Origin of the sequence: Sphingobium herbicidovorans (assembly GCF_002080435.1) — a bacterium.
In the GTDB taxonomy this organism is placed as follows: Bacteria; Pseudomonadota; Alphaproteobacteria; order Sphingomonadales; family Sphingomonadaceae; genus Sphingobium; species Sphingobium herbicidovorans.
The window spans coordinates 141,866-155,424 of sequence record NZ_CP020539.1 but is presented as its reverse complement, the minus strand read 5'-3'; the positions used below and the strand labels follow the sequence as shown (position 1 = coordinate 155,424).

At 62.1% G+C, this 13,559-nt stretch carries 10 protein-coding genes and 1 pseudogene; 2 read left to right on the top strand and 9 right to left on the bottom strand.

Annotated elements, in window-relative coordinates:
- Nucleotides 1–18 precede the first annotated feature (18 nt).
- Together B6S01_RS15325 and B6S01_RS15320 are read right to left on the bottom strand one after the other, a co-directional pair.
- The gene (locus B6S01_RS15325; RefSeq protein WP_037467116.1) at nucleotides 19–672 is read right to left on the bottom strand and encodes a 3-oxoacid CoA-transferase subunit B; all 654 of its coding nucleotides are present in this window, start codon (nucleotides 670–672) and stop codon (nucleotides 19–21) included.
- Nucleotides 673–685: 13 nt separating this feature from the next.
- The gene (locus B6S01_RS15320) at nucleotides 686–1,372 is read right to left on the bottom strand and encodes a 3-oxoacid CoA-transferase subunit A (RefSeq protein WP_037467118.1); all 687 of its coding nucleotides are present in this window, start codon (nucleotides 1,370–1,372) and stop codon (nucleotides 686–688) included.
- A gap of 312 nt (nucleotides 1,373–1,684) precedes the next feature.
- Between B6S01_RS15320 and B6S01_RS15315 the strand changes: the two genes are divergently transcribed.
- Entirely contained in the window at nucleotides 1,685–2,476 is a 792-nt protein-coding gene (locus B6S01_RS15315) for an IclR family transcriptional regulator domain-containing protein (protein ID WP_081570493.1), read from the top strand.
- Between the two features lie 322 nt (nucleotides 2,477–2,798).
- Here B6S01_RS15315 and B6S01_RS15310 read toward each other — a convergent pair whose 3' ends face one another.
- Nucleotides 2,799–3,200, bottom strand: a complete 402-nt coding sequence (locus tag B6S01_RS15310; RefSeq protein ID WP_051908341.1) for an aldehyde dehydrogenase family protein — start codon at nucleotides 3,198–3,200, stop codon at nucleotides 2,799–2,801.
- 493 nt (nucleotides 3,201–3,693) lie between these two features.
- Here B6S01_RS15310 and B6S01_RS21110 point away from each other — a divergent pair.
- Nucleotides 3,694–4,828, top strand: a protein-coding gene (locus B6S01_RS21110) for an IS630 family transposase (RefSeq protein ID WP_231568030.1) whose coding sequence is annotated in 2 segments (ribosomal slippage) — nucleotides 3,694–4,113 and nucleotides 4,115–4,828 — 1,134 coding nt in all. Because the reading frame shifts where the segments join, the coding sequence is not laid out codon by codon here.
- A 508-nt stretch (nucleotides 4,829–5,336) separates the two neighbouring features.
- On the opposite strand, the pseudogene B6S01_RS15290 reads toward B6S01_RS21110, so the two are convergent.
- The 6 genes and pseudogenes from B6S01_RS15290 to B6S01_RS15265 all read right to left on the bottom strand — a co-directional run bounded on the left by B6S01_RS15290 (nucleotide 5,337) and on the right by B6S01_RS15265 (nucleotide 13,470).
- Nucleotides 5,337–7,066 (bottom strand): annotated as a pseudogene (locus B6S01_RS15290) (FAD-dependent oxidoreductase).
- Nucleotides 7,067–7,162: 96 nt separating this feature from the next.
- Nucleotides 7,163–9,583 (bottom strand): TonB-dependent receptor, encoded by a 2,421-nt coding sequence (locus tag B6S01_RS15285; protein WP_037467124.1) that lies wholly within the window; start codon nucleotides 9,581–9,583, stop codon nucleotides 7,163–7,165.
- A 424-nt stretch (nucleotides 9,584–10,007) separates the two neighbouring features.
- Entirely contained in the window at nucleotides 10,008–10,337 is a 330-nt protein-coding gene (locus B6S01_RS15280) for a non-heme iron oxygenase ferredoxin subunit (protein WP_020997476.1), read from the bottom strand.
- Nucleotides 10,338–10,355: 18 nt separating this feature from the next.
- On the bottom strand, nucleotides 10,356–10,889 hold the full coding sequence (locus tag B6S01_RS15275) for an aromatic-ring-hydroxylating dioxygenase subunit beta (protein ID WP_020997475.1): 534 nt from the start codon (nucleotides 10,887–10,889) through the stop codon (nucleotides 10,356–10,358).
- Nucleotides 10,889–12,235 carry an aromatic ring-hydroxylating oxygenase subunit alpha gene (locus tag B6S01_RS15270; protein WP_037467127.1) on the bottom strand — a complete coding sequence of 449 codons (1,347 nt, stop codon included), beginning with the start codon at nucleotides 12,233–12,235 and terminating at the stop codon, nucleotides 10,889–10,891. Before B6S01_RS15270 ends, B6S01_RS15275 begins: the two co-directional genes overlap by 1 nt.
- Nucleotides 12,232–13,470, bottom strand: a complete 1,239-nt coding sequence (locus B6S01_RS15265; RefSeq protein WP_020997473.1) for an NAD(P)/FAD-dependent oxidoreductase — start codon at nucleotides 13,468–13,470, stop codon at nucleotides 12,232–12,234. The genes B6S01_RS15270 and B6S01_RS15265 overlap by 4 nt, the downstream gene beginning before the upstream one ends.
- Nucleotides 13,471–13,559: the final 89 nt, after the last annotated feature.

Sequence of the window (13,559 nt, the reverse complement as noted above, 5' to 3'; positions counted from 1 at the left end):
CCTCTCGACGGGGCGTCATCAGGCCAGATGCGCCATGCTTTCGCGAAGCGGTACGCCGGTCAGCTTGCGCAAATCCTCGATGGTCAGGCCATCGACCATCTCGAGGACGCCGGCACCGGACGGACCCACGGCAAAGACAGCGATATCCGTATAGACGCGCGAAACACAGCCGAGCCCCGTGAGCGGGTAGTGACAGGCTTCGACCAGCTTGCTCTCGCCTTGCTTGGTCAGCAGTTCCATCATGACGAAGGTCTGCTTGGCGCCGATCGCGAGATCCATGGCCCCGCCGACAGCCGGTATGGCGCCCGGCTGCCCGGTGTGCCAGTTTGCGAGATCGCCGTGCACCGAAACCTGGAAAGCGCCGAGCACGCAGATGTCGATGTGGCCGGCCCGCATCATCGCGAAGCTGTCAGCATGATCGAAATAGCAGCCACCGGTCAAGAGGGTCACTGCCTGCTTCCCGGCGTTGATGAGTTCCCAATCTTCTTCGCCGGGCGCCGGTGCCGGTCCCATTCCGAGCAGGCCATTTTCGCTCTGGAGGAATATGTCGCGGTCGACAGGGAGATAGTTCGCGACGATAGTCGGAAGGCCAATGCCAAGATTTACATAGGCGCCCTCGGGGATATCCTTGGCGACCCGCGCGGCCATTTGGTGCCGGTTCAAGCGTTCCATATCATCTCTCCGATCACGCTACGGCGTGGAGGGGCAAGGGTGCCGCTTCGACGACCCGCTGCACGAAGATCCCCGGCGTAACGACTGCCTCGGGGTCAAGATCGCCAAGCGGCACAATCCGCGCAACCTGCGCAATCGTCGTCTTGGCCGCCATCGCCATAATGGGTCCGAAATTCCGGGCGGTCTTGCGGTAGACGAGGTTCCCCCAGCGGTCGCCCCGATGCGCCTTAATCAGCGCAAAATCGGCGTGGATGGGATACTCAAGCACATATTGGCGCCCACCGATCTCACGGGTCTCCTTCCCTTCGGCGAGAAGCGTCCCGAAGCCGGTCGGAGTAAAAATCGCGCCGAGCCCCGCCCCCGCCGCCTGGATGCGTGCGGCAAGGTTGCCTTGCGGCACGAGTTCCAACTCGATTCGACCGGCACGATAGGCAGCGTCGAAATGATGCGAGTCCGCCTGGCGCGGAAAGGAGCAGATGATCTTTTTCACTCTGCCGGCCTTAATGAGCGCGGCAACGCCGGTCTCGCCGTTGCCGGCGTTGTTATTGATGATCGTAAGGTCGCGGGCGCCTTGCGCGATCAGCGCTTCGATGAGCTGGTCGGGCATTCCCGCGGTGCCGAACCCGCCGATCATCACGACCGAACCGTCCCCGATATCCGCCACTGCCGCTTCGGCACTGACGCCCCACTTGTCGATCATTCGCCCGTCCAAACTTTCACAGTCGTGAGGGGTTTCAGTATCGGCGCCTTCTTCACTGCGTCAACCGATAAACGATACAGTGTCCGATAATCGGTTATCCCGATGACCCTGCGCACTCTGACTACAACCCGACCAATTGGCGATCCGGAATTCAGATGCCGACCGCCCCGGCGACTCGCGAACCGATTGTCCTGGTGATCATCCGCCCCTCCCGATTGCCGCATATGCAAGAATGGGCAGTAATCTAGCCTGCAGCATATTGTGCCCGCCAAAGAACATAATATTGTCCGGTAATCGGTTCACAGGGCTGCTATGTACAATCTGACAATGCTCGAGGCGAATGGCGATCCTGAGTTCATGACTTCGCTCGCACGTGGGCTCGCGGTGCTGCGGTGCTTTGCCGACGAGCAGCGTCCGATGACCATCGCACAGGCAAGCCGCCTCACGGGACTCAGCCGGCCGGCGGTAAAGCGTTGTCTCCACACGCTCGTCAGGCTCGGCTATGCCGCACAGGAGGGCGTGAGCTACGTTCTGCGACCGAAGGTGCTGGCGCTCGGCTATGCCTATCTCTCGTCCAGCACGCTCGCGATGCGCGCCCAGCCTCTATTGGATCAGCTGCGCGACGAACTCCACGAATCCTGCTCGCTGGGCGTGAACGAAGAGGATGAGGTCTATTATGTCGCCCGCGCCGAAGTATCGCGAATCATGTCGATCTCCTTGCGCGTCGGCAGCCGTCTACCGCTGTATTGCACGTCGATGGGGCGGGTCTTGCTCTCCGGACAGTCGAAAGAGAACCAACGCGCCTATCTGCGACGCGCGAAGCTTGTTGCACTGACGCCGCATACGCAGACTGAGCCGGGCGACCTGCTCGCGCTGTTCGACCATGTTGCCCAGGAGGGCTATGCGATCGTCGACCAGGAGCTTGAGATTGGCCTGCGTTCGATCGCCGTGCCGGTCGAGGGGCCGGACGGCGTCGTGGCGGCAATCAACATCGGGATGCAAGCCACGCGCATCACGGTGGCCGAGCTCCGGTCCCGCTATTTGCCGCCGCTTCGCAAGGTAGCCGCCGAGCTTCGCGCGCTCGTCACGAACCCGCGCCGGTAGGATCGCGGAAGCGAGGATTCCGACGTCGATCGCACGAGACAAAGATGCTCATCTTATCGGCTGGTCCAGACAGGCGGCCACCCTAAAGCGGGCCGGGATCCGCGTCGAGGAGCAGGGTCTTGGATTCCAGAACTGTGCGCGTGCCTTTATAGCCGCCTTCCCTTCCTATCCCCGATTGCTTGGCCACACCAAAGCCTATCGTCGCACCGGTCCGGCAACCATTGTGCCCGACCGTGCCGGACCGAAGACCAGGGTGAACACTGCCGCAGCCCGCAAGCAGCGCAGCACCGCACTTGTAGGCACTGAGGATCGCCTGCCCGCTCTAGGGAATGATTGCTGCCACGACGCCGACCGGCTCCTGTACAAAGCAGCCCGACACCGTCTCCCCCGTCGGCCCGGGGACATGACGCTCGACGAACGGAAAGCTGTCGGCAAGCGAGGCATGATGTTCGTAGACCACGCAGCCGACGAGGCCGATCCGCGCCCAAACCCATCCAGGATTCCAGTCTCCATAGGCGCCGCCGCGGCCATATCCTCGGCCCTCTCCGCAATTTTCGTGGCGGTGGCACGGAGGTAGCCTGCGCGCTCGGCATGTGACATCCGCGGCTGGGGTCCGTGATCGAGAGCATCGCGCGGCCTCCACCGTGACGACGATATCGGCCTCTTTCACTTCGGTAACCTGATATGCGACCTCTTCGGTTGACGGCGCGATGACCTTGATCATCGCGCCGTTGGACGGTCTTACCCACTAGCCATCGATCAATATGCGATCGGGAAGTGAAGGCGGTTGTAGGAAAACCGGGCCGCGGAGACTTCTCAACTCCTTCGACGATCCGCCGCGGGGCGCGCCTCGGCGAGGAGGCACCCTGGGTAGGCGGGAAAATTCAGGCCGCGGCTTTCACCCATCCGTCTCGAAAGGCGGCATACCATGCCTCGTAGAAATTTTTGGTTGAATCATACGACCTATCAATGGCCGACGAGAGTCCTAAGGTTCGGTCCGGCGATTCAGTCCGGATACGCTGGAAACGCGCTGCAGGTCAGTCATCGATAGCGCTCCCGCCCTGCGCCGCGGATTGGACGCGAAGCCGATCCGGACGAGAGCTCATACCGTCAGCGCGAACTATCAGGATCTCACACCTAGTGCTCTGTCGGCGCTGATATGAGGGTTTGCGCGTTGGTGCCATGAGCGGCGGCTTGCTGGATGCAGGAGGCTGGTCATGAACAAGAAGTACCGGGTGACGCTGACGGCGGAGGAGCGCGCCGAGCTCGCCCAGCTCCTGGCGCGCGGCAAGGCCGATGTCCGCAAGCTCCGTCACGCCCAGGTGCTCCTCAAAGCCGACACGGCAGGACCGGGTTGGTCGGACGCGCGCATTGCCGAGGCGCTCGACATCAGCGTGGCGACGATTGAGCGGCTGCGTCAGCGCTTCGTCGAGGAGGGCCTCGCGGCCTCGCTCAGCCCTTATCGCGGCGGCAAGCGCATCTATGCGCGCAAACTCGATGGCGACGCCGAGGCGCACTTGATCGCGCTGGCCTGTTCTGCTCCACCCGAGGGACGCGGCCGCTGGACGCTGCGCCTGCTTGCCCGGCAGATGGTCGAGCTCGCCTATGTTGATCACCTGAGCCACGAGACGGTGCGGCAGGCGCTTAAAAAAGAACGCCCTGCACCCGCACTGGCGTCGTATGTGGTGCATTCCCGACAAGCAGTCGGCCGAGTTCGCCTACCACATGGAGGACGTGCTCGAGGTCTATCACCGTCCCTATGATCCGCAGCGGCCGGTTGTCTGCCTGGATGAGACGTTCAAACAGCTGATCGGCGAGACGCGCCAGCCGCTGCCCCTGCGGCCTGGCGCAGCCGAGCGCTTCGATCATGTCTATGTGGGCAACGGCACTGCCAGCCTGTTCCTGGCCTGCGAGCCGCTCGCCGGCTGGCGCCAGGTCGCGGTGACCGATCACCGGCGCCGTGCTGAGTGGGCGTGGTTTGTCCGCGACCTCATCGAGGAGCATTATGCAGGAGCCAATAAGATCGTGCTGGTCATGGATCAGCTCAACACGCATTCGGCGGCCAGCTTCTATGACGCCTTCCCACCGGCCGAAGCGCGGCGCCTGGCCGAGCGGCTCGAAATCCACCTGACGCCCAAGCACGGCTCGTGGCTCAACATCGCCGAGATCGAGTTCTCCGCCCTTGCCCGGCAGTGCCTGGCGCGCCGCATCGCCTGCGCCGACACGCTCAGGCGTCACATCGACAAATGGCAGGAGGCGCGAAATGCCGACGCGACACCCGTCCAATGGCACTTCACCACCGCCAATGCGCGCATCAAGCTCCGCAGCCTCTACCCAGCAGTTGAGCCCTGACAAGGTACTAGACCAATTTCAACTCTGATGGACTCGCTCCGGTTTCTTCACGATTCCAACGCCGACGTCTCACCTGCAGTCTGATAATGCCTCGTAGCGGTCAAGAATTCTTTTGACGGTCTCGCGTTTCACAGGATGTCCGTCGCGGAGCTTCCGCCACGTTGTTTCGCTGATCCGATATGTTTCGAATAGCATTGTAGAGGTCGCCGCCGGAAGTCGGCGCTTTAACTTATCGAATTGATCGGCACTGATAGTTATTGTCTCACGGGACACGTTCGCTTCCCACTCTTTCTGTATTGTTCCGCTCGTAAGCTTCGCAGTCACTTGGACCCAGCATCAACACGGTTCACGAGACCCTCGACGACTCCACCAACATGGAAAACGCTCTAGTTCGCCGCTATTCGCAAGCGCGGTCGGCGATCACCGCGCTTGACATTGTGCGAGGCATCGTCCGGCCGCTGCGGCAATGGGAGGAGAGCCTCACCCAAGACAGCGGCCGGACGATCCGTCAGACGACCATTTCGCCCGCATGTTTCAAAATCGTTTCGGCGGGCAGGGCGAGAATGGTTGCCATCGCCGAGCACAGCCGATCGGTAGCGTCAGCCGAGACAGCTTCCGCACGCCAGCCGACGTAGACATCCGGACGAACGAGGATTGCCCCATTTTCGCTGACCTCGCGGATTCTGGCGAAATCGCCATGCGGATCTTCGATCGGCCGCCCGGGGCCGATGACGTGCACCCGGATCGGCACGCCAAATTGCGCGGATGCGGCAGCCGCCGCGTCCACCCAGGCCTCACCGCCCAATCCAGTCAGGAGGGTGAATACCCCATCCCCGCACAGCGCGAGTGTCGAGACCCGCGCGCCATCGCGCGCGACCCAGCCGTGCGGCAGCCGCGCCCCCGGAAAACTGGTGGGCTGGTAGAAGAGTTCGGGATCGCGATCATATTGCGGCGGCGCGGTCCCGTCCCCGACCACAGCGTCGGAGGCATAGCGCTGGTTCATCTCGACGCCATGGCAATTATAGACGAAATCGGATCGATCGATTGCGGTCCGCAATGCCGCGCGGCGATCGGCGGCTTCGGGGGTCGAATCCTTGATCGACGCCATGTTGCGGCGCATTTGTTCGGGATCGTCGGTGCCGAACAAGCCAAGCGCTTCGAGGATCGGCGGAAAACAACCGAGGCTCTTGTTGGCACGCGTCACGGTCTGCTCGGCGACCGGCGCCCGCTCCGCGTTATAACTGTCGAGCAGGTCCGGGCCTGCCTTGCCGCCAAGCACCAACGCCATTTTCCAGGCGAGGTTATACGCGTCCTGGATCGAGTGGTTGGAACCGAGACCGTTGGTCGGGGGATGGCGATGCACGGCGTCGCCCATGCAATAGATCCGGCCGGCCGACAGCTTGGTTGCATACATGTCATTGACCGTCCAGGTGGAGAAGCTCTCGATCTTGATATCGACCTGATTGTCGCCAATGAGATTATAGAGAATTCCCTTAGCAAACTCCTCGTCGATCTTCGGCGGATTGGCGACATCCTCATAGCCCCAGATCGCGAGCCACTTGTGCCAGGGACGCACCATACGGACGACCCCGATACCCATCCCGCCCACGCTCGAGCCGGGCTGGAAAATCCAGTATAGAACGCTCGGACGGTGGGCGACAAAGCGCGAAAGATCGGCTTCGAAAACGATATTGATCGAGCCCGATACCCCCATCTTCCCTTCGAGCGGCAGCCCCGCCTGATCCACGACGCGCGAATTGGCACCGTCCGCGCCGATCAGATACTTCGAGCGGATCGCATATTCGCGCCCGGTATCCCGCTCGCGCACCCAGGAGGTAACGCCCTCCGAGTCCTGCTCGCATCGCAAAAACTCGGTACTGAACCGCACGCGCGCCCCTTGGCGCGCAGCGCCACCGACCAGCAGCGGTTCGAGCAGATTCTGCGGAAGGTCGCAGATCTGCTCGGGGCTTGCGAGTTCATAGTCCGATCGCCGATGCGGTTGCGTACCCCAGGTGCGCAGCCTGCCGAGTTCTTCGCCCGCGAGACTCGTGCAATAGGTATTCTCGCCCATGAGATCGTTGGGCGCTGCTAGGGCGAGCGCTTCCTCGGCGAGACCGAGGTCACGGAGCACTTCGACCGTGCGCTGGTTGGTGATGTGCGCCCGGGCGTCGGTGCGGTCCAGGGATATTTGTTGATAACCATGACATCTACGCCGAGCCTCGCGAGCGCCAACGCCATCGTTCCGCCGGCGGGGCCGGTACCGACAACCAACACATCTGCCTTCGTGATCACGTCCGTCTCAGACACGCGTCAATCCTCCTAGGTAATTTTGATTCAGAACTTCACTCGCGCCTCGGCGCCAAAAAGCGTCCGGCCCGAATTCGGCAGGCAGTAAGCGGCTCCCGAAAAAGCGAACAGGTCGCGTTTATACTCGCAACGCGTCTGCCCGGTAAGGTTCGTGGCATAGACGCTGAGATCGTAGCGGTGGTCGGCACCGAAGAACCATGTCGCCCGCGTGTTCAGGAAGATGCTGCTCCCGATCGCATTGACATAATTGACGTCGCGCAGGAAGCCCTTTGACTTGCTGAGATACTGAAGGTCGGCTTGCAGGCGCAGCTTGTTGTCGCCGATCTCGAACTCTTTCGCCACCAGTGCATTGGCCGAATATTTCGGGGCAAACGGCAGGGCATGCCCCTTCTGGACCAGACCCGAGGGATCGGTGCCGGCGTCAGTCACCTCGCTGTCGAGATACCCGCCCGAAAGCTGCGCGGAAAAGCCGCTGCCCGGATTCCAGCGAAGTTCGACCTCCGCGCCTTTGAGCTGCGATTCCGGGACGTTGATGAAGACCGGACCCGTACTGGGATTGACGTCGAAGAACTGCTGGTCCTTCCAGATATAATAGAAGACCGCCGCGTTCAGCACCAGGGTGCGGTCGAACAGTTCCGATTTCAGCCCTACCTCGAACGCGTCGAGCGTTTCCACTTGTTGATCTTCCCGCGCAAAGCCGGTCTGCGGCCCGTGGAAAAACTCGATGTCGTGCTTGCCCGAGCGGAATCCCCGCGAAGCGCTGGCATAGAGAAGCGTGTCGTCGGCGAGCTTGAAGTCGATCCCGACCTTCCCGCCCCATTTCTTGGCGCGGATGTCGTCCGGCGCGAGGGTTTGCGCACAGGGTTTGCCGCGATTGTCGGGCGTACCGCCGGCGAGATTTCCGTCGCCGTCCAGGTCGCAAAGCGGAAGGCCGCCCGTGAGCGAGCCGATCACTGCGTTCGACCGGAACTGGTCACGACCGAGTGTCCCGGTTCCAACGTTGCCGACGAAGAGCGAAGGCGCGCTCTTCTTGTCGTCGGTGTAGCGAAGCCCGAAGCTGACGGTCACCGTCTGGCTGATATCATATTCGACCTGGCCATAGGGCGACAGCACCTCGTTTTTGAGCCGGGCGATGCTGAACGCCGCCTGATTGCTGTACGGGTCGCCGGCAAGCAGTAGCAGTGCGGCCGCCCCGCCCGCGCCGGTCCCGCCATTGAACGGGCCGAACCCCATATTCTGCCCGAGGAGCGAGCTTTCGTGAAAATAGTAGAGGCCGGCGATCCAGCGTAGCGGGCCTTTGCCGGTCGATTGCAGGCGTAATTCCTGGCTCATCTGCTTGAAGCGTTGATCATTGCCGTTGATCATCGTGATGTCGTTATCGGTCGCACCCGGACCGCCGAGATCATATGTGAATCGGACGTCGGACTTGTCGTAGGATGTGATCGACGTGAGGCTGACATCGCCCAGATCCTGTACCAGCTTGGCGTAAAAGCCATAGGCCTCGACATATTGCTGGTCATCGCCGACGCGGTAAATGTCGCTCCATCTCGATGTATCGACCACGCGGCCCTGCGAGTTGGCGCCACCCGAAATGCCTTCGAAATCGAGCTGCCTCGGCGAAAGGCCGGGCGCGAAGATCGACCCAGAAGGCGCGCGCAGACCGACGAACCGGAAGGGATCGATCTGACTGTCTTCCTGCCCGTAATGCGCGTTCAGCGTTATTTTCGTATTATCGCTCGGCTCGAGGAGCAGCGTTCCACGAAGCGAAAAGCGGTTTTTCTTGCCGTAGCGCGCGCCGCCGTCAGCCAGATTATGCCACATACCGTCGGAATGCTGAAACATGCCTGCAAGGCGAAGGGCCGCGACGTCGCCAAGCGGCACGTTAAAGCCAGTTTCCGCGTCGATCCGGTTGAAGTTCCCGTAGTTGAGACGGACGAACCCGTCGACCCCGCCTCCGAGTTCCGGCTGCTTTGAAATATAGTTTACCGCACCGCCGGTCGTGTTGCGGCCAAACAGGGAATTTTGTGGTCCGCGCAGCACCTCCACCCGGTCCAGATCGTACAGGCCAAGGTTGGTGAGATAGGGTGCGCTCATCGTGACTTCGTCCATATAGACGCCGACCGATCCCGTCGCATTGCCGAAGAAGTCGTTGGTCCCGACCCCACGGATCGCGATCTGGCGATTGGCCGCGCCCTGGGTCGACACGGTGATGTTCGGAGCGATCTTGGGAATATCATAGGCCGACTGGATGCCGCGCTGCGCCAGCTGCTCGCCCCCGACGGCCTGCATGGTGATCGGCACGTCCTGAATATTCTGCGCCCGTTTCTGGGCCGTCACGATGATCTCGTTCGGCGCGTCGACGCCTTGTCCGGTGGCCTGCGCAAGCGCCAGTCCCGGAACCAGGGCCGCGACGCTTGATGCGCACCCGAGCATCCATTTGATCTGCATCGTCCTCTCCCGTTCGATCGTACAGCACTTCAAGCCCGGCGGGCGCTGCGCGCTGCAATTGACGAAGCGAGAGTGCGGTCATCAGCGTGACCTGCAGGCCCGCTGGATGAGCGAAGTGCCCCTCCCCGCAATGCACTCTCACTTCGGCGCGAGGGCCTTTGGTCTGATCGCCAACTCGCCCTGCGCCCGACAAAGCTAGGACGATGGGCGATGCTTTCCCAATACTAAGCTAGGCCCTGTGCGATAGCGCTTCCGTATGGCTTCAGACCCGTCGAAGCGACGTTCCGAGGAGACAGCCGTGCCTCGAAATGCTCTCATCGGGTGAGGGGCGCGTCAGCAGAGCGCGCCCGGCAGAATACGACCATCCGCGAGGCCGGAGCCGGGCGCGCCCACTCCATAAACGGGGAGTTTGCCGTCCGCGCCGTCAGAAGCTGACTTCCACCACCCCGTCGGCAACGCGCACCGGGTAGCATTGCAGCGACCCTTCGGCAGGACTTGCCAGCGCCGCGCCGTCGCGCACGTCGAAGCGCGCATTGTGAAGCGGACATTCGACAACGCAGTCTTCGAGCCATCCATCCGACAAGAGGGCGAAGGCATGGGTACAGATGTTGCTTGTCGCGTAGAATGTACCGCTCACATTATAGACTGCGATCTCCCTGTCGCCGAATGTTGCGGCGAAGATCTCGCCTTCTGGAATGAGTTCGGACCGCGTAATCGGATGCCAGCTTGCGGCATCATCTGCTGAAATGGACATAAATCTCTCTCGGATCGGCTAAACGGTATAAAAATCGACGACGCTCGGCATGCGGTCGTTGATGAGGATGATCGTCTTCGATGCGATCAGCCATGGCCCCGCGTCCTCGCGGACAAAGCTGTGGCTGTATCTCACGGCTGCGACATGATGGTCGAAGGTCCTGGGATCATAGACATGCACGGTGGCGTGCGAACGAACATCCAGCCGGTTTTCCGAATGCGCCGTTACCCTCGATCCGCCTATCATATGAAGCGTACGGGGAAGCGGCAGGGTCGTCACCGACTTGCGCGAACCGAGCCTGTGAACCCGTTCCTCTAGCTCCCACCGCATTTCATGGTAGATGAGCGACACTTCGGTATCGGGATTCGAGGTATTCCGATACTCGTCCAGCCATGCGGGCATCCAGAAGCGGGCGTCCTCGCGGTAAAGCGCGAGCCAGCCGGTCCAGTCCTGGGAGTCGAGCGCATCCGCTTCCTGAAACAGGAGATCCGAAGCGAGCGCGCGCGCAACGGGATCGGCCGGCGCCTCCGAAATTCCGGTTGCGGCGCCCATCAGCCGTTTCCCCGCTGCAGCAAGCGCTTCCACTCACGATAACCGGGGAAGAAGTTCGTCTCGCCGCCAAAGGCTTCGTTGCCGAACGCCTTGCCCACGCCCATCGAGCTTTCGACGGGCGTGATGCCCAGTTCCGCCGCTTGCGCGTCGCCCGCACCGGGCGTACCAGCGAGGCCGCGCCCATACCCCTGCCTCGGGCCGGCCTGCGCGGCATAGCCCGCCTGACATAACTCATACATCGCATTATCGTCCGAACTAGCCAGGCCAGGCGGATTGAAGAAATCCTCATAGCCCCGGATACGAAAGCGACGGGCCGCGGGCCGCTCGCCCACGATGCCCAGGCAGTGCGACGTCATTTCGGTCTTGCTGGCCGAAAGCGGACGCCATGTCCGGATCTGGGCCGAGTTGATGTCGATGATCTGGAGGTTCGGATAAATGGTCAGATTGCGTTGTCGGAGCATCCATTTCGCGCGGACGGGGCCAACCCGTTCGCGGACCGCATCGAGTGCATCCTGTTCGAGGCACAGCGGTCGGCTGAACAGGCTCTGCTGCAGGATCGAGAAATTGACGGCATGTCCGTAGTGGAAGTTGAAACTCCCCTGCGCTTCGGGTTCGTCTTCGCTCGTGAGAACCCCGAGCGTGCCGCGCTTTCCGCGCTGCGCCAATATATCGACATAGGCGCTGTGCGTCGTGCTGAAATGGTAGAAATCAAGGCCATTCTCGAACTGCAGTTTCCAGTTGCCCTTGAAGGTGTACGTCACCTCTCCCGGAACATATTCGATCTCGCCGACGGGACTCTGATCCACGACAAGATCGATGAAGACCTTGGCGTCACCCAGATGATCGTCCAGCGTCGGGACGTCGGGATTGAGGCTCGCAAAAAGGAGTCCGCGATAGCTCTCGAAGCGTGGAACCCGAATGAGATTGTGATCCGCCTCGGTAAAGCTCGCTGCATACTGGCCCGTCGCCTCGGCGGTCACATGGACATTCTCGCCGCCTGAATCATAGGACCAGCCATGATAGCGGCAGGTGTGGAACTTCTGGCGCCCGTGCTTGAGCGGGCAAAGCAGCGTTCCACGGTGCCGGCACGTGTTGAGGAAGCATCCGATCTTGCCCTTGCCGTCCTTCATAACGATCACCGGCTGCCGGCCGATATAGGTCGTGAAGAAACTGTGGGGTTTGGGCAATTGGGATGCGAGGCCGATGAAAATCCACGTTCCCTCGAAGATCGCGGTCATCTCGGCCTCGAAAATCGCTTCGTCGGTGAATACCGCGCTGTCGACGGCGAAAATACCGTCTTCGGGCCGATCATCGATCAGCGCGGCGAGGCTGGCGGCATCGGTCATGACATTACTCCTGCGTGGGGCGCCATATGGGTGAAGAAACATTTGCGCAGATCGGTGGCCGGATCGGCGGCACGCGCGACATCGACGCCCTGCCCCGACGCGATCGCGCGCCGGCCGGCAAGGAAATCCCTGGGTGTGTCGAGGCATGCGATGCCCGCGAGCCTGTTGCCGTCGAGATACAGCATTACGCCGGGACCACGGCGGACAGCGGTCAGGCGCGTGTCCGTAGTACCCGCGACCTGGATCATATGCCCGAACTGGCTCGTCCAGAACCAAGGCGCCTCCTCGGGTTCCGGTGGCAGGGCGAGGATCGCGCGCGCCGCGATAGCAGCAGATCGACGCGCATGCGACCAGCTCTCGTCGCGCGAGGGCCGCACGCCGTCGATCGCCGACCGCTCGGCAATGTCGCCGATCGCGAATATTCTGCGATCGCCCAGCGTCCGATAGTCTTCATCGACGAGGATTCCCCCATTGCAAGGAAGCCCTGCATCTGCCGCCAGCCGGCTATTCGGTTCGATACCGAGCCCCAAGATGACGAGGTCGGACACGAGGTGCTGCCCATTAGCCAATTGCGCTTCGATACCGCCCTCGGCGCGCCGCAGTGCGGTGACCCTACTGCCCAAGTGCAGGCGAACGCCCGCCTTTACATGGGCGTCAGCGATCCAATCCGATGCAACACGAGGAAAGCTGCGCGCGGCAACCTGCCGATCGGCGCCGACGAGATCGACTTCGAGACCTGCCTGACGCAACGACGCGGCGACCTCGAGCCCGATCAATCCGCCACCCAGTATGAGGGCGGAACGCGAGATCCGCGCGCGACTCCGCAGCGATTCTGCGTCCGCAACCGTTCGCAAGGTGAACGCCCCCGCCTCCAGACTGCCAGAAATGCTCCGCGCTGTGCCGCCGGTCGCCAAAATCAGTACATCATACGGCAAGGCGCTATCGTCCTCGAGCAGAACGCAGCGATGCGTCCGGTCGATCGCAGCCACTTTTGTCGCCAGGCGAAGCGCGATCCCGCGCTCCGGCCATCGCTCCGGAGAGGCAAGAGGAACCGGAGCATCGACCTGCGCCAGCAGCATCTCCTTGGACAGGGCCGGTCGCTCATAGGGCGCGACCGGCTCTTCCCCGACGATGACGATATCGCCTGTCGCTCCGTTTTCACGGAGCGACAGCGCGATGGCGCCGCCCGCGTGCCCCCCGCCAACCACCACGATCGATTGGGGGCCGACTGTCATCGACGCACCTCACCGTGGCAGATGGCGCAACGCAGACGGCTCAGGGTAGCCGGGGCTTGCGTCCAGACGCCCTGATATTCCGGAACCAG

Excerpts from the sequence above, each read along its gene's own strand:
- B6S01_RS15315 (WP_081570493.1), top strand. The coding sequence starts at position 1,685 with ATGTACAATCTGACAATGCTCGAGGCGAATGGCGATCCTGAGTTCATG.
- B6S01_RS15325 (WP_037467116.1), bottom strand. The coding sequence starts at position 672 with ATGGAACGCTTGAACCGGCACCAAATGGCCGCGCGGGTCGCCAAGGAT.
- B6S01_RS15270 (WP_037467127.1), bottom strand. The coding sequence starts at position 12,235 with ATGACCGATGCCGCCAGCCTCGCCGCGCTGATCGATGATCGGCCCGAA.
- B6S01_RS15310 (WP_051908341.1), bottom strand. The coding sequence starts at position 3,200 with ATGATCAAGGTCATCGCGCCGTCAACCGAAGAGGTCGCATATCAGGTT.
- B6S01_RS15285 (WP_037467124.1), bottom strand. The coding sequence starts at position 9,583 with ATGCAGATCAAATGGATGCTCGGGTGCGCATCAAGCGTCGCGGCCCTG.
- B6S01_RS15320 (WP_037467118.1), bottom strand. The coding sequence starts at position 1,372 with ATGATCGACAAGTGGGGCGTCAGTGCCGAAGCGGCAGTGGCGGATATC.
- B6S01_RS15280 (WP_020997476.1), bottom strand. The coding sequence starts at position 10,337 with ATGTCCATTTCAGCAGATGATGCCGCAAGCTGGCATCCGATTACGCGG.
- B6S01_RS15275 (WP_020997475.1), bottom strand. The coding sequence starts at position 10,889 with ATGGGCGCCGCAACCGGAATTTCGGAGGCGCCGGCCGATCCCGTTGCG.
- B6S01_RS15265 (WP_020997473.1), bottom strand. The coding sequence starts at position 13,470 with ATGACAGTCGGCCCCCAATCGATCGTGGTGGTTGGCGGGGGGCACGCG.